At 72.5% G+C, this 19,127-nt stretch carries 14 protein-coding genes, 1 pseudogene and 1 riboswitch; of the genes and pseudogenes, 9 read left to right on the top strand and 6 right to left on the bottom strand.

All coding sequences use genetic code 11. The features are described from left to right. Positions 1 to 51 precede the first annotated feature (51 nt). From IO30_RS0111275 to IO30_RS0111265, 3 genes are read left to right on the top strand one after another with little or no spacing between them, the layout of a single operon-like run. Positions 52 to 858, top strand: coding sequence for an HlyD family efflux transporter periplasmic adaptor subunit (locus IO30_RS0111275; protein WP_031141858.1), 807 nt, complete (start codon positions 52 to 54; stop codon positions 856 to 858). Beyond that, the gene (locus IO30_RS0111270) at positions 855 to 3,134 is read left to right on the top strand and encodes an NHLP family bacteriocin export ABC transporter peptidase/permease/ATPase subunit (protein ID WP_031141856.1); all 2,280 of its coding nucleotides are present in this window, start codon (positions 855 to 857) and stop codon (positions 3,132 to 3,134) included. Before IO30_RS0111275 ends, IO30_RS0111270 begins: the two co-directional genes overlap by 4 nt. A 1-nt stretch (position 3,135) precedes the next feature. Next, positions 3,136 to 6,039 (top strand): NHLP bacteriocin export ABC transporter permease/ATPase subunit, encoded by a 2,904-nt coding sequence (locus tag IO30_RS0111265; protein WP_031141855.1) that lies wholly within the window; start codon positions 3,136 to 3,138, stop codon positions 6,037 to 6,039. Positions 6,040 to 6,049: 10 nt separating this feature from the next. Here the strand turns inward: IO30_RS0111265 and IO30_RS40345 are convergent, their stop codons facing one another. Further along, complete coding sequence (locus tag IO30_RS40345; protein ID WP_237403304.1) at positions 6,050 to 7,291, bottom strand: amidohydrolase family protein; 1,242 nt, start codon at positions 7,289 to 7,291, stop codon at positions 6,050 to 6,052. Between the two features lie 467 nt (positions 7,292 to 7,758). Between IO30_RS40345 and IO30_RS48100 the strand changes: the two are divergent. The 6 genes and pseudogenes from IO30_RS48100 to folP all read left to right on the top strand — a co-directional run. Then, positions 7,759 to 9,099, top strand: a pseudogene (locus IO30_RS48100) (pectate lyase family protein); the annotation flags it as partial. Between the two features lie 51 nt (positions 9,100 to 9,150). Next, complete coding sequence (locus IO30_RS48095) at positions 9,151 to 10,095, top strand: pectinesterase family protein (RefSeq protein ID WP_237403325.1); 945 nt, start codon at positions 9,151 to 9,153, stop codon at positions 10,093 to 10,095. A 149-nt stretch (positions 10,096 to 10,244) separates the two neighbouring features. Beyond that, positions 10,245 to 10,772 (top strand): SigE family RNA polymerase sigma factor, encoded by a 528-nt coding sequence (locus tag IO30_RS0111250; protein ID WP_031141850.1) that lies wholly within the window; start codon positions 10,245 to 10,247, stop codon positions 10,770 to 10,772. Continuing rightward, positions 10,769 to 11,512 (top strand): hypothetical protein, encoded by a 744-nt coding sequence (locus IO30_RS0111245; protein ID WP_031141848.1) that lies wholly within the window; start codon positions 10,769 to 10,771, stop codon positions 11,510 to 11,512. The genes IO30_RS0111250 and IO30_RS0111245 overlap by 4 nt, the downstream gene beginning before the upstream one ends. A 332-nt stretch (positions 11,513 to 11,844) precedes the next feature. Beyond that, a complete protein-coding gene (locus IO30_RS0111240; protein ID WP_031141846.1) occupies positions 11,845 to 12,507 on the top strand; it encodes a deoxynucleoside kinase in 663 nt (220 codons plus the stop codon). A 131-nt stretch (positions 12,508 to 12,638) separates the two neighbouring features. Beyond that, positions 12,639 to 12,864: riboswitch (cobalamin riboswitch) on the top strand. 248 nt (positions 12,865 to 13,112) lie between these two features. Further along, complete coding sequence (folP, locus tag IO30_RS0111235; RefSeq protein ID WP_031141845.1) at positions 13,113 to 13,910, top strand: dihydropteroate synthase; 798 nt, start codon at positions 13,113 to 13,115, stop codon at positions 13,908 to 13,910. Between the two features lie 14 nt (positions 13,911 to 13,924). On the opposite strand, the gene IO30_RS0111230 is transcribed toward folP, so the two are convergent. The 5 genes from IO30_RS0111230 to IO30_RS0111210 are packed head-to-tail and all read right to left on the bottom strand — an operon-like array spanning position 13,925 to position 19,127. Beyond that, complete coding sequence (locus IO30_RS0111230; protein WP_031141843.1) at positions 13,925 to 15,205, bottom strand: MFS transporter; 1,281 nt, start codon at positions 15,203 to 15,205, stop codon at positions 13,925 to 13,927. Between the two features lie 12 nt (positions 15,206 to 15,217). After that, complete coding sequence (locus IO30_RS0111225; protein ID WP_063768437.1) at positions 15,218 to 16,261, bottom strand: aldo/keto reductase; 1,044 nt, start codon at positions 16,259 to 16,261, stop codon at positions 15,218 to 15,220. Further along, complete coding sequence (locus IO30_RS0111220) at positions 16,258 to 17,085, bottom strand: Stf0 family sulfotransferase (protein ID WP_078904634.1); 828 nt, start codon at positions 17,083 to 17,085, stop codon at positions 16,258 to 16,260. Before IO30_RS0111220 ends, IO30_RS0111225 begins: the two co-directional genes overlap by 4 nt. After that, on the bottom strand, positions 17,085 to 17,702 hold the full coding sequence (locus tag IO30_RS0111215; RefSeq protein WP_031141837.1) for an AAA family ATPase: 618 nt from the start codon (positions 17,700 to 17,702) through the stop codon (positions 17,085 to 17,087). The genes IO30_RS0111220 and IO30_RS0111215 overlap by 1 nt, the downstream gene beginning before the upstream one ends. 3 nt (positions 17,703 to 17,705) lie before the next feature. Further along, positions 17,706 to 19,127 (bottom strand): MBL fold metallo-hydrolase, encoded by a 1,422-nt coding sequence (locus IO30_RS0111210; RefSeq protein ID WP_031141835.1) that lies wholly within the window; start codon positions 19,125 to 19,127, stop codon positions 17,706 to 17,708.

Here is a 19,127-nt window from a genome sequence, read left to right as displayed (position 1 = left end):
CACAGGTACCCGCGTGCCCGACCGATACGAATGCAGCTGAAGGAATAGTCCGTGCAGTTTCGCCAAAAGGCTCTTTCCAAGCTGCAATCGCCCGAGGAACTCGATCTGCCCGTACGCTTCGCGCGCCCGCAGGGACGGCTCGTCCTGGCCGTCACCCTCGTGGCCGTGGCCGCCGCGAGCTTCTGGGCCGTCACCGGCACCGTGTCCTCCACGCTGAGCGCGCCCGGCATCCTCACCCACGCCGAGGGCAGCTACGTCCTGCAGAGCCCGGTCGCCGGGCAGGTGACCGGCGTCAACGCCGAGGAGGGCCGGCTCCTGTCCCCGGGCGAACCCCTGCTCACCGTCCGTACCGACCAGGGCGACCGGCCCGTACGCGCGGTGACCGGCGGCCGGCTGACGGCCCTGCTCGCCGAAGTCGGCTCGATCGTGGCGACCGGCGCGGACGTGGCCACCGTCGAACGGGTGGAGAATCCCGACGACCCCCTGGTCGCCATGGTGTACGTGCCGGGCGGAGCCGGATCGACGATCCCGGTCGGCGCCCCGGTCGACCTGAGCGTCCAGTCCGTACCCCGGCACCAGTTCGGCGTCCTGCGCGGCCGCGTCAAGGCGGTCGGCCGCGCGCCCCAGACACAGGCCCAGATCAGCGGCTTCCTCGGCGACAGCGGGCTCGCCGCGCAATTCGCCCGCCAGGGCAACCCCGTAGCGGTGCTCGTGCAGTTGGAGCGTTCCTCCGCCACCAGATCCGGCTACAAGTGGTCCTCCGCCGACGGGCCCCCGTACGCCGTCGACTCGACGACGCCCGTCACCGCAACCGTCCGCCTGGCCGCGCAGCGTCCCGTCGACTGGCTGCTGCCGTGACCGCGCCGCAGACAGGGGCACCCGCACCCCTGCCCCGGCTGCCCCCCGCCGGACGCCGGCGCCACCGCCCCGAGCCCAAGGGCGGCACGCGTCGCAAGGCCGCCCCCGCCCCCAAGGGCAGGACGCCCCGCACCGTACGCACTCCCACCGTGCTGCAGATGGAGGCGGTCGAGTGCGGCGCCGCCGCCCTGGCCATGGTGCTCGGCCACTACGGCCGCTTCGTCCCCCTGGAGGAGCTGCGCATCGCCTGCGGCGTCTCCCGCGACGGCTCCCGCGCCAGCAACCTGCTCAAGGCCGCCCGCGGGTACGGGCTGCGGGCCAAGGGCATGCAGATGGACCTGGCCGCGCTCGCCGGGGTGAGCGCCCCGGCCGTCCTCTTCTGGGAGTTCAACCACTACGTCGTCTACGACGGCATGGGCCGCCGCTTCGGCCGCAGGGGCGTGTACGTCAACGACCCCGGCAACGGACGCCGGTTCGTACCCATCGAGGAGTTCGACACCAGCTTCACCGGTGTGGTGCTCACCTTCGAGCCCGCCGAAGGCTTCCGCCGCGGCGGCCGCAAGCCGGGCGTCCTGAGCGCCATGCCGGCCCGCCTGCACGGAACGTCCGGCACCATGACCGCCGTCGTGATCTCCAGCCTCCTGCTGGTGGCCGTCGGCGCGGCGGTGCCCGCCCTGAGCCGTACGTACATCGACATGTTCCTCATCGGCGAGCAGACGTCCCTGCTGGGCGTGCTGTTCGCGGCGATGGCCGCCACCCTGGTGCTCACCGCGACGCTCACCGCGCTCCAGCAGGCCAACCTGCTGCGCGGGCGCATCATCACCTCCACCCTGGGCAGCGCCCGCTTCTTCCGGCACCTGCTCAGACTTCCGGTCGCCTTCTACTCCCAGCGCAACCCGGCCGACCTGGTCCAGCGCCTGCAGTCCAACGACGCCGTCGCCGAGACCCTCGCCCGGGACCTGGCCGCCGCGGGAGTCGACGCCGTCGTCGTCGTGCTCTACGCGGTCCTGCTGTGGACGTACGACCCGCAGCTCACCCTCGTGGGCGTGATGATCGCGCTGCTCAACGTGGTGGCCATGCGGATCGTGATCCACCTGAGGGCCACCGGTACGCAGAAGCTGCGCGCCGAGAGCGCCCGGCTGACGAACACCTCCTACAGCGGTCTCCAGCTCATCGAGACCATGAAGGCCACCGGCGGCGAGAACGGCTTCTTCCGCCGCTGGGCCGGACAGCACGCGGTCACCCTCGACGTGCAGCAGCGGCTCGGCGTGCCCAGTGCGTGGCTGGCGGTCGTCGCGCCCACCCTGGCGGCGCTCAACAGCGCGCTGATCCTGATGATCGGTGGCCTGCGGGCGGTGGAGGGGCACCTGACCGTGGGTCTGCTCGTCGCCTTCCAGGCCCTGGTGACCAGCTTCACCGCGCCGATCTCCCGGCTGGGCGGCGTCGCCGGACGGATCCAGGACTTCGCGGCGGACGTGGCCCGCCTCAGGGACGTCGAGAACTTCCCCGTCGACCCGGTCTTCGCGCGCCGCGAACCCGCCGCCGCCACCCGTCGCCTCAAAGGCCACGTACAGCTCGACCACGTCACCTTCGGCTACAGCCCGCTCGACGCCCCGCTGCTCAAGGACTTCTCGCTCTCGGTCGGCCCCGGACAGCAGGTCGCGCTCGTCGGCGGCTCCGGCAGCGGCAAGTCCACCGTCTCCCGCTTGATCTCCGGCCTCCACACCCCCTGGGAAGGGGCCATCCGCATCGACGGGATGCGGCTGGAGGACATCCCGCGCGGCGCGCTGGCCGCCTCCGTCTCCTTCGTCGACCAGGACGTCTTCCTCTTCGAAGGAACCGTCCGCGACAACGTCACCTTGTGGGACCCCTCCATCACGGACGAGGCCGTCGTCGCCGCACTGGAGGACGCCGCCGTCCACGACGTGGTCGCCCGCCGCCCCGGCGGCATCCACAGCCGCGTCGAACAGGACGGCCGCAACTTCTCCGGCGGCCAGCGCCAGCGACTGGAGATCGCCCGGGCACTGGTGCGCCGCCCCAGCATCATGGTCCTCGACGAGGTGACCAGCGCCCTGGACGCGGCGACCGAACAGGTCATCATCGACAACCTGCGCCGCCGCGGCTGCGCCTGCGTGGTCATCGCCCACCGGCTGAGCACCGTGCGCGACAGCGACGAGATCCTCGTGCTCGACCGCGGCACGGTCGTGGAACGCGGGCGGCACGAGCACCTGGCCGCCGCGCAGGGCCCGTACGCCCGACTGGTGAAGGAGCACTGAGGTGACGTACCCGCACCAGGTCCAGGCCACGGCTCCCCCCGCACACCCGGCCCCTGCCCCGGCCCAGGGCGTCGACGCGGTCGTCGCGGCCCTCGGCGGACTCGGCTCGCCCGTCGACTGCACGGGCCTGCGCAGCCTGGCGCTGGAGGGCCCGCTCGTGCTGTGGCTCGTCGTCCACGGCGAGCTGGACCTCTTCGCCGTCGACGCCGCGCAGGCCGGGCACTGGCACTTCCTGGGCCGGCTGGGGCCGGGCACGCTCCTGCTGGGCCCGGCCGAGGGCCCGGAACACACCCTGGTCGGCCGCCCCCTGCAAGGATGCCTGCTGCGCCGCATCGAGCTGCGGGAACTGCCCGGCCCGGAGTACGGGGCCCCCGGCCGGCAGTGGTGGGACGGCCAGGCCGCCCCAGGGGCGTACGGAGCCCCCGCCGCGCCACCGAGCCCTCTCGACGACGCGTTCGCGCGCGGCATCGGCCGGGGCCTGCGCGTGCTCTACCAGGCACCCCTGGACGGCCGCGCCACCACCGCGCAGGGCGGAGCCGACGAGGACATCCTGTGGATGCAGACCGCCCCCGGCGCCGTGCAGTACGGAGCCGCCTACGAGGCGGAGGCGGTGGGCACCCTCCTGGTCGACGCGGCCGTGTGGCAGGGCATGGTCGACCAGCAGTACCGGCTCCTGTACGCCCTGGACCGCTGGATCGAGCAGCTCGAACGCGCCCACGAGGACCGCACGGCAGCCGGTATCGAGGCCGGCCGGTGCGCACGTACCCAGGCCGACCGGGCGCTGCTGGCCTCCATCGACCGCTCCGGCGGACGCGACCACCGGGGCGCGGGCACCGACGCGACCTTCGCCGCGTGCCGCCTCGTCGCCCACGAGGCCCGCATCACCCTGACCGAACCGGGCGAGGCGAGTACCGCTGCCGAGCGGCGGGACCCCGTCGAGCGCATCGCGCTCGCCTCGCGGATCCGCACCCGCACGGTCGCACTCACCGGCACCTGGTGGCGGGAGAACAGCGGCCCCCTGGTGGGCCGGCGCGAGAAGGACGGGACGCCGGTCGCCCTGCTGTGGCGCCGCGGCCGCTACGAGGCGGCCGACCCCGCCACCGGCACCCGCGAACGCATCGGCAAGGGCAACGCGGCCGCCTTCGAACCGGCCGCCGTCATGTTCTACCGCCCGCTCCCCGACGGGCGGGTGGGCCTGCCGGCACTGCTGCGCTTCAGCCTCCGCGGCACCCTCCCCGAGCTGCGCAGCATCATCCTGGGCGGGCTGGTCGCGGTGTGCCTGGGCGCCCTGGTGCCCATCGCCACCGGCCAGGTGCTCGGCCGGTTCGTACCGGACGCCGAGACCGGTCTCATCGTGCAGACGGCCCTGGCACTCATCACGACCGGCGTCGTCTCGGCCGCCTTCATGCTGATGCAGAACGTCTCCATCCTGCGCATGGAGGGCCGTATCGAGGCCACCTTGCAACCCGCCGTATGGGACCGGCTGCTGCGGCTGCCGACGAAGTTCTTCGCCGGCCGCTCCACCGGGGAACTGGCCGGTGCGGCCATGGGCATCAGCGCCATCCGCCGCGTGCTGTCCGGCATCGGCCCGGTCTGCGTGCAGGCGGGCGCCATGGGCACGATGAACCTCGTCCTGCTGCTCGTCCACAGCGTCCCGCTGGCCATGGCCGCCGTCGCCATGCTGGTCGTCATCGCGGCCGTCTTCCTCGGCCTCGGGCTGTGGCAGCTGCGCTACCAGCGCCGGCTGGTCAGACTCGGCAACCAGCTCGACAACCAGGCCTTCCAGACCCTGCGCGGGCTGTCCAAACTGCGCGTGGCCGCGGCCGAGAGCTTCGCCTACGCCGCCTGGGCGCGGGAGTTCGCCCGTACCCGCGATCTCCAGCAGAGCATCGGCCGGATCCAGAACGTCACCACGGTGCTGGGCGCCGTCCACCTGCCGCTGTGCACGCTGATCATGTTCGTGCTGCTGGCCGGACCGGCCCGTGACGTCATGTCCGCCGGAGAGTTCCTGACCTTCAGCACCGCACTGACGATGATGCTGTCCTCGGTCACGCAGCTGACCGGCGTGCTCATCTCGGCCGCCTCGGTGCTGCCGATGTTCGAGCAGGTCGTGCCGCTCCTGCGGGAGGCCCCCGAGGTGGCCCGTTCCAGCACCCGGCCCGGCGAGCTGACCGGCGCCGTCGAGGCCAGGAACCTGTCCTACCGCTACAGCGAGGACGGCCCGCTGGTCCTGGACGACATCGGCCTCCAGGTCCGGCAGGGCGAGTTCGTCGCGATCGTCGGCGCCAGCGGCTGCGGCAAGTCGACCCTGCTGCGACTGCTCATCGGCCTCGACAAGCCCTCCGAAGGCAGCGTGCTGTACGACGGCCAGGACCTGGCGGCCCTCGACCAGGCGGCCGTGCGCCGCCAGTGCGGTGTCGTCCTGCAGAACGCCCAGCCCTTCACCGGCTCGATCCTCGAATGCATCTGCGGCGCCGGGGTGTTCTCGCTGGAGGAGGCGTGGGAGGCCGCTGCGATGGCGGGCCTGGCCGAGGACATCAAGGCCATGCCGATGGGCATGCACACCATGCTGTCCGAGGGCGGCGGCACCGTGTCCGGTGGCCAGCGCCAGCGGCTGATGATCGCCCAGGCCCTCATCCGCAAGCCGCGCGTCCTGTTCCTCGACGAGGCCACCAGCGCGCTGGACAACGAGGCCCAGCGCGTGGTCATCGAATCCACCCGCTCCCTGCACGTGACCCGCATCGTGATCGCCCACCGGCTGTCCACGGTGATGGACGCCGACCGGGTGATCGTCATGGCGGACGGCCGCATCGTCCAGCAGGGCCCGCCCGCGGCGCTGCTCTCCGACACGGCCGGTCCGTTCCACGACCTGGTCCGCCGTCAGCTACGGCGGGGGACCGGCTGAGGCACCGGGCTCAGGAGGCCGCCCGCAGGCGCGTGGCTGCGCTCTCCGCCTCCCGTACGACGCGCTCGGGGTCGATGTCGACGAGGCGGCCGCCCAGCTTGAGGGGGCGGCCGTCGACGAAGACCGCGTGCACGTTCTCCGGCCGGCCGTTGAAGACGATCTGGTTCACCCAGTCGAAGCGCGGCGCGAAGTTGAGCGCGGCGGGGTCGATCACGATGACGTCGGCGCGTTTGCCGGGTGTCAGGGATCCCACCGTGTCGGCCATGCCGATCGCTTCGGCGCCGCCGAGCGTGGCGAGCCGCAGGACGTCGTGGACCTGGGGGAACACCGAGGTCTCCAGTGCGCGGGAACGCTGGAGACCGACGGCCGTCTTCATGAGGGCGAAGAAGTCGGAGCTGTCGTTGGTGCCGCCGTCCTGCCCGAGCCCGGTCTTGACGCCGCGCCGGCCGAGGTCCGGCAGCCGCATGACGCCCGAGGCGAGGCGCATGTTGCTGAGCGGGCAGTGCGCGACCCGTACGTCCTGCGCGGCGATCGCGGAGACCTCGTCGTCGGTGAGGTGGATCGCGTGGTTCATCAGCAGGCGCGGACCCATCGCGCCGATGTCGGTGAGGGTGCCGATCGGGTCGTCCCCACGCTGCTCGGTGCGTTCGAGGACGTGGCTGTTGAGCATGACCCCGAGGTCCTGGGCGATGTCCCAGTGCAGCCGGTTGAGAGCGCTGATGGCCCGGGCCGCGTGGGTGGCGACCTGCGCCGAGGCGAGAGGGGCCGGGTCGATGAGCTCCTTCTTCGTCCGGGCGATCAGCGCGGCTTCCCGCTCGGCCTGGAACATCGCGTAGGTGAAGCGCACCCCGGTGTCGGTCAGGGCCCGTACGTACTGGACCGTCGTGTCGTAGGGGAGGGCGTCCACCCAGTCCACGAGCGTGGTCACGCCGGACTGCACGGAGTCCAGGGCGCCGAGGCGCACGAAGCGGTACATGTCCGCCGGTGTGATGCGGGAGAACGTCGCCCGGTTGCAGTCGGCCAGCCATCCGAAGAGGTCCCGGTCCGCGCAGCCGCCCCGCATCGACGACTGCCACAGGTGGGTGTGGATGTCGACGAACCCCGGCATCACCAGCTTGCCGGCGGCATCGATCACCTGGGTTCCGGGCGGTGCCGGCAGCCGCCGGCCCACGGCCGCGACGGCGCCGTCGCGCATGAGGACGTCCGCGTGCTCGACCGCACCGAGGGGGCCGTCACCGAGGGAGGGATCCATGGTGAGGACGAGTGCGGCGTTCCTGACGACGACGGGCCGCCCCGTCGGCGTACCGCCGTGCGGCCGGGGTCTCCCGGCACCCAGGACGAGCGGCCCCGTTGCGGCCATTCCCAGGCCGGCCAGTACGCCGCGACGGCTGGGCCCTGCTGTTGTCGGCGGTAAGGGGATCGAGGCGGAGCCTGGACACTCACTGAGCGGGTTCATGTCGTGTGGCCTCCCAACGAACGCGGGACGGGATCGGCCTTCCGCGCACCGGCGGGACGCCAGGTGAAGGCGGGCAGGCTACCTGAATCGTCCATCGGGCGATGGCAGTTCCGATAGAGGTGCGTCAACATTTTGTGGAATTCGCGTCCGCTGCGCCTCCTCCGGCAGCGTGGAGGAACTTCCTGGGCGGGCCCGGCAACCTTTCGGGCTCCGGCGGCAACTGACGGGTGAACAGTGCACCGCACCCCAAGGAGCCGCCGCCCATGTCCCCTTCCCCCCACCGCCGTCCGACCGGACGCCGAAGGCTCGCCCTGGTCGCGGCGGCCGCCGTGGCCGCCGCCGGCCTGGGAGCCGTGCCGCTGGTCGTGAAGGCCGATGCCGTGGCACCCGCCGACCTCGCCCACGGCGTACTGCCCGCCCGGGACGGCTGGGCCGCGAGCGGCTCCGGCACAACCGGCGGCCGGGACGCGGCCGCAGCCCGCGTCTTCACCGTCTCCACCCGCGCCGAGCTGGCGAGAGCCCTGGCCGCGGGCCCGGCCGGCGCCCCGCGGATCGTCCGGATCAAGGGCCTGATCGACGCGAACACCGACGACAGCGGGAAGCCGCAGAGCTGCGCCGACCACGCCGCGGGCACCGGCTACTCGCTCGACTCCTACCTCAAGGCCTACGACCCCGCCGTCTGGGGGCGGACCAAGGTGCCGTCCGGCACCCAGGAGGACGCCCGCAGGGCGGCCCAGGCCAGGCAGGCCGCCCGCATGGTGTTCACGGTGCCCGCGAAGACGACCGTCATCGGCGTACCCGGTACCGGAGCGGGCATCACCGGCGGCAGCCTGGTGGTGAAGAACGCCGACGACGTGATCATCCGGAACCTGTCGCTCACCGACGTCCGGGACTGCTTCCCGCAGTGGGACCCGACCGACGGCTCCACCGGCAACTGGAACTCCGCCTACGACGCCGTCAGCCTGCGCGGCGCCACCCACGTCTGGGTCGACCACAACACCTTCTCCGACGCCCCGCACCCGGACTCCGGCAATCCGGTCCGCTTCGGCCGCCCGTACCAGGTCCACGACGGCGCCCTCGACATCACCCACGCATCCGACCTGGTCACCGTCGGGTACAACAGGTTCAGCAACCACGACAAGACCATGCTGATCGGCAGCAGCGACCAGGACACCAAACTGCGGGTGACCCTCCACCACAACGTCTTCCAGGGCGTCGTCCAGCGCGCCCCCCTCGCCCGGGTGGGCCGGATCCACCTCTACGACAACCACTACGACACCACGGCGTCGGCGGGCTACGCGCACAGCTACAGCATCAACTCCCGCGCAGGCGCCCAGGTCGTCGCGCAGAACAACCACTGGAAGCTCTCCCCCGACCGCAAGACCTCCCAACTGCTCAGCGGTGACGGCACCGGAGCCGTCGAGGGCAGCGGCAACCTCGTCGACGGGGCCCCCGTGGACCTCGTCGCCGCATACAACTCCGCGAACCCCGGGAAGAAGATCAAGACCACCGTCGGCTGGCGGCCCACCCTCACCGCCGGACTGGAGCCCGCCGCAGGGCTGCCGGCGAAGCTGGCGGCGAAGGCGGGCGCCGGCGTCCTCACCGAGCCCGGAGCCAAGGCTCCCGCCCCGTCCGGCCCGGCCGGCGGCCGTACGCTGACGGTCGCCGCCGACGGCTCCGCAGCCCACCGTTCCGTACAGGCCGCCGTCGACGCCGCCGCGCCGGGCGACACCGTCCTCGTGGCCCGCGGCACCTACCGGGAGACGGTGAACGTCCCCGCCTCCAAGCACGGGCTGACCCTCAAGGGCGCCACCGGCAACGCCGAGGACGTCGTCATCACCCACGACAACGCCTCCGGCACGCCCAGGCCCGGAGGCGGTACGCACGGAACCGCGGGAAGTGCCACCGCGACCTTCTCGGCGAACGACATCACCGTCACCGGCGTCACGATCGAGAACACCTGGGAGCGGTCGGCGCACCCGGGCGTCAAGGACACCCAGGCCGTGGCGGTCAATGCGTCCGGCGACCGCCAGCAGTACCTCAACTCGCGTTTCATCGGGCACCAGGACACCGTCCTCAACTGGGCCCCCTCGGCCACCGGCCAGTACCGGCAGTACTTCCGCCACTGCTTCGTCGCGGGGGACGTCGACTTCGTCTTCGGCAACGCCACCGCCGTCTACGACCACGTCAACTTCACCCTGCGCGACCGGGGCGCCGCGGCCGGGGGACTGGGCGGATACCTCGCCGCGCCGAACACCGATGCGGCCAAGCCGTACGGGATCCTCATCACCGACAGCACGATCAGCAGCCCCGCCCGGCCCGGGACCTACTACCTCGGCCGGCCCTGGCACCCGGGCGCGAGCGCGGTCGGCCAGATGGTCATCCGCAACACGAGCCTGCCCGCGGCCGTGAAGACCGAGGGGCCGTGGACCGACATGGGGGGCTTCTCCTGGAAGTCCGCCCGGTTCGCCGAGTACGCCAACACGGGCCCCGGCGCCGGCACCGGGGCGAACCGGCCCCAGCTCACCCCGGACCAGGCCGCGGCCCACACCGCCCGCGCCTACCTGGCGGGCACCGACGGCTGGAACCCCACGGGCTGATGGGCGCCACCGCCACCGCCACCGTACGAGGCGGGCCCGGGCGAACCGAGGAGCCCGAACGGCCGCCCGGAAGGGCGCCCGAACGCACTGCTACGCTCCGGCACCTGCCCGAGACCGCCCCCGTCGCACCGAGAGGCCGTACCGAGGCCATGACCGAAGACGAGGCGGCCGCGGACTTCCACGCGTTCTTCGAACGCCACCACGCCGAGCTCTCCCGCCTCGCGTACCTGCTCACCGGGGACGCCGACGCCGCCGACGACCTCGCCGCGGACGCGATGGTCGCGCTCTGGCACCGCTGGGACAGGGCCCGCCGCGCCGACTCCGCAGCGGCCTACGCCCGTGGGGTCGTCGCCAACCTCGCCCGCAGCCGGATCCGGAGCACGGTGCGCGAGCGGCGGCGCGTCCTGCTGTTCTGGGCGCACCGCCCGGAGCGCACCGACGGCCCGGACCTGGCCGCCGTCATGGACGTACGGGCCGCGCTGGACCGGCTGCCGTTCCGCAAACGGGCCTGCGTGGTACTGCGGTACGCCTTCGACCTCTCGGAGAAGGACACCGCGCAGGCGCTCGGGATATCGGTGGGTACGGTCAAGAGCCAGACCTCGAAGGGGACGGCGGAACTGCAGCGGCTGCTCGGTGGCAGAGCCGCCGACGAGCTGGCGGGAAGGGGAAGCCGGTGACCGACGAACTGCGCGACCGGCTGCGCGAGAGCGCGCAGGCCCACCTGCCCGACCGGGCCCGCATGCTGGCCCGGGTCGAGCGCGGCACGGCAGCGGCCGGCCCGGGCGCCGCCCGCGGGCGCACCGGTGCCCGTGCCCGTGCCCGTACTCGCCCCCTGTCCTGGCCGAAGACCCTCCTCGCGAGCCTGGCCACCGCCGGGACCCTGGCGGTGAGCGCCCTCGCGGTGGTCGCCGTCGTGCACACCCCGGACCCGCCGCACGATCCGCCGGCCGCGGCCGTGGCCCCGTCGACGTCGTCCGCGCCGTCCGCCCCAGGCCCCTCGGCGCCGCCGATGCAGGGAAGCCGGACCGAGGACGGTCCCCTGTGGAGCGACGGCTCGGTCGACCCCCACAGCAACGCCTACTGGGCGCAGAGCAACGTCACCCTCAAGGCGGGGCAGCCGCTCACCGCACTCGTCGTCGAGCTGCGCATCGCCCTCACCGAGGGGGTGGAGGACACCGGGAGCTGGCGGACCCGCCCCGCCGCGGACTTCGACCTCTCCGCCCGCCGGGAAGGCGGCTTCCTCGTCTACCGGTGGACCCTCAAACCCGGCAGGACCGTCCCGCCCGGCGAGCACGTCTTCGCCGGCCAGTACGACCACGCCGTCGGCGGACGCGATGCGAAGGACGACACGTACCGCATCGACGCCACGGCCGGCCCCACGGCGGGCGCGGCCGCCGTGTGGGGGGATTTCGCGTAGACGGCCGGGCGGCGCCTCGTAGCCGTGGAGTTGACGGGCCGCGGCCGCGGGCTGGGCGCCGGCGCTCTGGCCAGGGTGGGTCGCGTCGTCATTTATGCTTCAAGGCGGCCGCGGAGCGGTGGCTCGTCGCGGTGACCGCGGCTCCTGCGGAACGGACCGTCCGGCCGGTCGAGGAGCGCGGCGTACGTCGGTGCCCCGGTCCGGACGGGGACCCGGATGACGCTGATCATGAGGATCTTGGGGAATCGAGTGACCGCCGACACGCGTCCATGCGGTGTGGGGTGCCCAGCCCGCCCGTACGCGAACAGAAGACCCCCAGGGAGAAGCGAGGGATGCCAGTGATCTGCGTCGGAGGCATGATCGGAATCGGCAAGACGAGCGTGGCCGAGCTGCTCGTTAAGGAGCTGGGCAGCACGGTCTTCTACGAGAGCGTGGAAGACAACCCGATCCTTCCGCTCTTCTACACGGCGAGCCCCGAGGAGATCCAGGCGAAGCGCTACCCCTTCCTCCTCCAGCTCTACTTCCTCCAGACGCGGTTCGCCGCGATCAAGGAGGCGTACAAGCAGGGCGACAACGTCCTCGACCGGTCCATCTACGAGGACTGGTACTTCGCCAAGATCAATCACGACCTGGGCCGGATCAGCTCCCTCGAGATGCGGGTGTACGAGGGACTGCTGGGCGAGATGATGCGCGAGATCGACGGCCTGCCGTACCGCAAGGCGCCCGATCTCATGGTCTACCTCAAGGCGGACTTCGAGACGGTGCTGCACCGCATCGGGCTGCGGGGCCGCGATTTCGAGCAGGACGAGAGCCTCGTCGAGTACTACCGGACGCTGTGGTCCGGCTACGACGACTGGGTGCACAAGCACTACTCGGCCAGCGAGGTCCTCGTCGTCGACATGAACCACACCGACGTGGTGCACCGCCCCGAGGACGCGGCGCGCGTGACGCAGGAGGTCAAGGACGCCCTGGCGGCGGCCAGGCGCCGGGTCTGAGGCCGCCCCCTGGCGGGTGCCCCCACCCGAGCGTCCCGGGCACGGCCCGGCGGGTGAGCCGTGGTCCCGCGCCGGGCGGCTACGGCTGCCCGGTCGCGGCCGACTCTTCTCGCATTCCGGCCGGACGCTCTAGGGTGGCCCGAGCAGCTGGTTCGCCCCCGTCCGCCAGGCGGGATGCGTCGTAAGAGGGAACCCGGTGGGAATCCGGGACTGCCCCGCAGCGGTGAGCGGGAACGACCGCCGTCATGAGCACTGGGACCGGATCAGGTCCTGGGAAGCGACGGCCAGTAGGGGCCCGCCGGGAGACCGGCAGGCGTGTCCGCGAGTCCGAAGACCTGCCCGTTGCCCGCGCACGGACGATTCCGCGTGCGGAGATCCCGGTGACCTCGTGGGCGGGTCGGCGTGCATATCGAGCGGCACGTGCGGCAACTACGGTGCCTGGCCCGCCCGTTGTGTCGTTCCTTCGCGTCCGAGTCCCCTCGCCGGGACGTTCCTGGACACATCTCGCGAAGGAGAGTTCCGTGACAGCGAAACCCGCAGCCGGGGCACCGACCCCAGCCTCCCGGCCCGTCGAGGGACTGCCCGACTGGGACCGCTGCGCGGTCATGGGAGTCGTCAACGTGACCCCGGACTCGTTCTCCGACGGCGGCCGCTGGTTCGACACGGCCGCAGCCGTCAAGCGCGGCCTGAGCCTTGTGGCCGACGGCGCCGACCTGGTCGACGTCGGCGGCGAATCGACCCGTCCCGGCGCGTCCCGCGTCGACGAGCGCGAGGAGCTGCGCCGGGTCGTCCCGGTCGTCCGGGGACTGGTCGCCGAGGGCGTCCTGGTGTCCGTCGACACCATGCGCGCCGCTGTCGCCCGGCGGGCGGCCGAGGCGGGCGCGGTCCTCGTGAACGACGTCAGCGGGGGCCTGGCCGACCCCGCCATGATGGCGTCCGTGGCAGCCTGCGGCGTCCCCTTCGTCCTGATGCACTGGCGCGGCTTCAGCCGCGACATGAACAGCCGCGCCGTCTACGGGGACGTGGTGGCAGAGGTCGTGGCAGAGCTCGGTGCCCGCATGGACGCCGCGGTCACCGCGGGCATCGCACCGGAGCGGCTCGTGGTCGACCCCGGACTCGGCTTCGCCAAGGAAGCGCGGCACGACCTCGCCCTGGTGGCCGGACTGGCCGAGCTGCGCGCCCTGGGCCGGCCGGTCCTGGTCGCCGGTTCCCGCAAGCGGTTCCTCGGGCACGTCCTGGCGGACGCCGACGGAACTCCGCCCCCGGCCCATCGCCGGGACGCGGCAACGGCCGCCCTGTCGGCCATCGCCGCCCACCAGGGCGCCTGGGCCGTCCGCGTCCACGACGTACGGGCCACGGCGGACGCGGTCAGGGTCGCCCGGGCGGTCACCCCTCCGGCCTGACGGGTGCGCCGCCGTCAGGCGCGCCCGGCCGGCTTCTGGTCGTGCGGCGTCCTGTCCGGCTCCTCGTCCGCGGTGGCGCTGCCGAGCATCGCCACCCCCGGCACGGGCAGGACGGCGACCACGGTCAGGAGCAGGGCGCAGGCGGCGAAGCCGGCGATCGCCGAGGCGGACAGCACGCCCAGCAGGAAGCCCGCCGCGGCCACGCAGAGCGGCATGAGGGCCTGGGTGAGCAGCGCGTCCAGGGCGTAGACCCGGCCGAGCATGTGGTCCGGGGTCCGTTCCTGCAGCGCCGCGCCCCACAGGACCGCGAAGACCGAGGCTCCGGCACCGGCCAGGGCGCTGAGGGCGACCACCCACGCGGTCGGCGCGTCCACCGCCACGGCGACGATCTGCGGCAGCTCGCACAGGAGGCCGAGCATGGCGACGGTGCCGGGCCGCCGGGAGCGTATCCGGGAGGCGGTGAGGGTCGCCGCGAGCGCGCCGCACGCGGTGGCGCTCGTGACGAGGCTGAGCGCCGCCGGCCCCCGGCCACCCATCACGATCGGCACGACCACTGCCATCGGGGCGATGACCAGGGCAGCCTGGGCCGTCCCCTGGAGCATGACGCCGATCATCCACTTCTGGCCGCGGACGTAGCCGATGCCGTTTAACGCCTCGCGCACCAAACCGGGCTTGGCCTTGCCGTCCGTTCCGTCCGGGCCGTCCGGTCCGGCCTTGCCCGAGCTCACATCCGGTTCATCCAGTCTCACCAGGGTCGCGAGGCTGAACACGAAGGTGAGGATGTTGATCAGCAGGCCCCACCGAGGGGACGAGGCAGCGGCGACGGACCCACCGATGACCGGGCCGACGATTCCGGTGAAGCGGCTGGTGGCCGAGCGCAGGGCCGATGCCTCACGGCGCTTGTCGCGTCCGGCGAGTTGGGCGATGAGCGCCGTGTACGCCGGGCGGTGGATGCCCGCCCCGCAGCCGAACACGGCTCCCAGGACCGCCAGGACCGCGATCGGGGCGTCCGGCCCCGCGAGCAGCAGGGCGGCGACACCGACGATCCGCAGGAGGTCGGCGGCGCAGACCACCAGGGACCTGCGGACCCGGTCGGCGACGGCCCCGCCGAAGATCAGAGTGATGATGCTGCCCAAGGCGGTCGCCGCCAGCAGGGTGCCCAGTGCCTGCGCCGCGTCGGCTCGGGGCAACAGGTACAGGGAGACGGTGATGGCGTAGACCCCGTCGCCGACCATGCTGACGAACTGACCCGCCCACACGCGCCCGAGCTTCGGGGTCCGCAGAACAGAGAACACTGTCACCTCCTACTAGGCCTCTTCATGAGCTGTACGGGATGCGCCGGACAGGCCGGGGGAGTGCGGCCCGTCCTCAAGGCCGGCCCGCCCGCTCCGGCCCGCCTGCTCCGGCGCTGCCGCGGAGACCGCGTCCAGGGCCTGGGCCAGCTCGTCGGGCAGGTGTACCGCGCAGGCGGTGAGCGAGTCGCGCAACTGGGCGGCGTTCCGGGCACCCACGAGGGCGGAGACCACCCCCGGGCGCTCACGCAGCCAGGCCAGGGCGACTGCACCGGCAGGTACCTCCATGGCCCGGGCGACGAGCCGGACGGCTTCGACCACGCGCCTCCCGTCCGGTGGTTCCAGGTAGTGCTCGGAGAACCCCGCGTAGTGCGGGCTGTCCGCGCGCGCGCCGGTGGTGGCCGCCTCGTCCTCGCCGTACTTGCCCGTCAGGGCGCCCCCGGCCAGCGGTGACCAGGCGAGCAAGCCCATTCCGGCGCGGGCGGCGGCGGGCAGCGTGTCCTGCTCGATGCCGCGCCGGAGCAGCGAGTACTCGGCCTGGACGGACACCAGCGGGACGGCCGCGTGCTCGCGCTGCCACGTCCACGCCCGTGTGACCTGCTCGCCGTGGTAGTTGCACAGGCCCACGTGGCGTGCGCGGCCGGTGGCGACCGCGGTCTCCAACGCGGACAGGGTCTCGTCGAGGCCGACGGCGTCCGACCAGGCGTGGACCTGCCACAGGTCCACATGGCCGGTGCCGAGCCGGCGCAGCGATGCGTCCAGTGCGTGCAGCATCGCGCGCCGGGACACGTCCAGCTCCTTGGTCCGTGGATCGACACCGGCTTTGGTCGCGATGACCAGCCGGTCCCGCAGCCCCTTGCGCACGAGGGAGCCGATGAACTCCTCGGAGGCACCGGCGCTGTAGGAGGCGGCGGTGTCCAGGAGGGAGCCGCCCGCGTCCAGATAGCCGTGCAGGCAGGCCCTGGCCTCCTCCAGGGAGACCTCCCTGCCCCAGTTCCACGTGCCGAGCCCGATTTCCGGCAGCAGAAGCCCGGAGGCGCCGAGGGAACGCATGATCATGCCGCCGCTCCTCCCAGCCCCAGTCGGTGCACCATGCCCTCGGACAGCGAATCCGGCACCCGGTACGTGCGCAGGTCGGCCCGGAAACGTTCGCCGAACTCCTGGTTCAGCTCGGTGGCCTGCTTGGCGAGGCTCGACGCCGGTTCGCTCCGGGCCGCGATGCCGAGGTGGTCGAGGACCCCGCTGACGGTGCCCGCCAAGTCCTCGACGAGGGACTCGTAGGCGACCCCCACCGACCGCAGGCCGCGGTCCGCGACGAACCGGGACCAGTGTTCCTCGTCCTCGGCGAAGCGGATCACGCGGCGCAGGATCCCGTGGAAGTCGTACACCACCGTCTCGGAACGCTCCGACCCCTCGTACTCGAAGGAGACCGACGGTTCCTCGCCCTTGCGCTGGAAGAAGACGTGGGTGGTGTCGGCGATGAGGCTCGACACGGCCTGGCCCAGCAGGTCCTTCCGGTAGATCCGCACCGCAGCGGGCCGCGCGTGGTCCCCGAAGACCTGCAACGGGTCGACACCGAAGCGCTGTTGGACCGATCGGTACTGGTGCCAGTGCACCTTGACCGAGAGGATGCCCTCGAACCGGGCGCGGGCCGCCACGGCGTCGAGGTACGCGACGGGGCTGCGCACGGCAGGGCTCTGCGCGGTGGAGGAAGCGCTGCGCATGCCCCACTCGCCCGCGTGGTGATGGATCAGCGCCCTGGAGAACCATTCCTGCGGGTCTCCGGCTCCCGCACCGGCGAGGGCGTCGCACAGGTACGTACTGCCTGATCTCGGCGTCGCGAGGACGACGTAGTCGCGTCCGGCGGATCGGGGTGAAGGCATCAGTGGGCTCCCAGCGCGTTCGTGATGCGGTCTGCCAGGGGTGACCCCGGCCTCCTGCCGGTGCCGGTCGCGGCCGGCACCGGGCGGGCTGTGTCCAGGACGAGATCGGCCAGCGGCAGGTGGGCGTGCGCGGCGAGGACCAGGACGTGGAGCAGTTGCCTGCCGCCGCCGTCCAGCCACTCGTCGGTGAAGGGGTCCTCCGCGCCGCGGGCCCGGACGCGGTCGGTCAGGCAGTCGGCGGACCGCTGCGGGTCCTCGGCGAAGGGCAGGACCAGGACGGTGAACTCCGCGGCGGCGAGCGCCCGGTGGACGCGCAGGGTGTCCGCGTCGGTGTACTGCTGGAGCACACCGCCGCCGGTGTCGAGCACCGATCCGGCGTGGGTCACGGCGCCCCGGGCGAGGGCCCGGGCCTCGAACCTCGCTTCGTAGCGGTGCAGCCCGCCCGCGCCGCCTTCCCGGAAGAGCCGGTCCGCCCGGGCCGGGGTGTACCCGTACGGCCGGTACGCCCGGGCGCGGACGGTGTCGAAGTGCACCACGTCCCGGCCCAGGGCGCGGGCGATGGACGTGGCCGCGGTGCTCTTCCCCGCACCGGGCGGACCGACGACGACGACGGCCACGGCTCAGGTCCGCAGGGACCGGTAGAGGCTGGCGGCGAGGTCCGGGCGCACCTGCTCGCTCAGGGCTCCGTAGAGGAAGGCGACCGGGCTGTCCATCCTGTCTCCCACGTACCACTGGCGCAGTCGGCTCACGGCGAGCTCCCAGATGTGGATCTCACCGCGCAGTACGGAGACGAGGTCGACGCTGTTGACGTCGATGCCACTGGGAATCGTGAAGAGGGCGTCCCGCAAGCCCCCGGGCTGGGGCTCGAACCGCGCGCTGTTCAGGTTGAGGGCGTGGACCACGTCCCCTTGGGGCGTTCCGCGCAGATGGACCGCGAACCGCAGGGGGCCGGTCGGCTGCCCGAGGTAGTCGTTGGTGTTGACCAGCTCCCGGCCGAGCGGGGAGAGCATGATCAACGGGGCCAGCCCGGCGAGTTCTTCATGGATGAGGCGCATGTCCGCTTCGCCGGCGGTGCGTTCGAAGACCGGGGGCATCGGGGTGGCCGGGTCGAAGTCACCGCGCGCCTGCCTGTCCGACGGCTCGACGGGGACGGTCGGTTCGGTCCTGGTGATCCACGGCACGCCGGCCTTGTCGGCCTTGCCGGCCCCGTCCCGCTCGTACACGGCCGATTCGCCGGGTGCCAGCCCGATCAGCTGCTTGTCGATGGAGAGCGCGTTGGCGATCTCCTCCAGCTGCCCGAAGTCGTTCCACAGGAACTCCCCGTGCTTTCGGGGCACTTGCACGTAGCCGCCGCCGCTCAGGGCGAAGAGCCGTACGGACGGGAACTGCGCCGCGGTGTCGTTCAGCAGGGAGGACAGCAGATCGAGTCCGGCGACCTCCGGCGCCTGTGCCTCGGGCAAGGGCAGCAGGTTGTCGAAGGCGCCGAGTTCACCGGCGGGCGGCACCTGTGCGTTGTGCGTGGCGATGAACACCTCGGGGGTGCAGTCGGCCGGCACGTCCTGGCTCACGGCCGTGTCGGACTGGATGAAGACGCCTCCGCCCGCGGCGCCGACGGGCTTCACGTAGAGGCTCGTGACCCGGCTCTCCCAGACCGGCACGTCCGGGTCGCCCTGAAGCAGCGACAGTTCGGCGCCGCCGATCTTCAGGGTCTCGGCGTGGTGGAGAAGGTGTACCTCCCGTCCGAGCGCTTCGAGTTCATCGGTGCAGACCTTGGGCATCAACCGGTGCGTGACGACGGGTACGCCGGCGGGCAGGCGCCGCAGCGAGGGCAGATGGAAGTGGTCGAGATGTTCGTTGGTGACGACCACGGCATCCACCCGGGGCATCAGGTCCAGGTCGATCCGGCGGGCGGGGTGGATCTCGAAGCGCAGCCGGGGCGAGTGCCCGAAGGACGCTTCGACCACCGGGTCGACCAGGATCCGGGTCCCCCCGACCTCCACGAGCCATGACTGCTGCCCGAGAAACGTGATGGCGTCCGGCAT

The sequence above is a fragment of the Streptomyces xanthophaeus genome (assembly GCF_000725805.1).
Classification (GTDB): Bacteria; Actinomycetota; Actinomycetes; order Streptomycetales; family Streptomycetaceae; genus Streptomyces; species Streptomyces xanthophaeus.
This window is presented reverse-complemented; position numbering and strand designations above follow the sequence as displayed.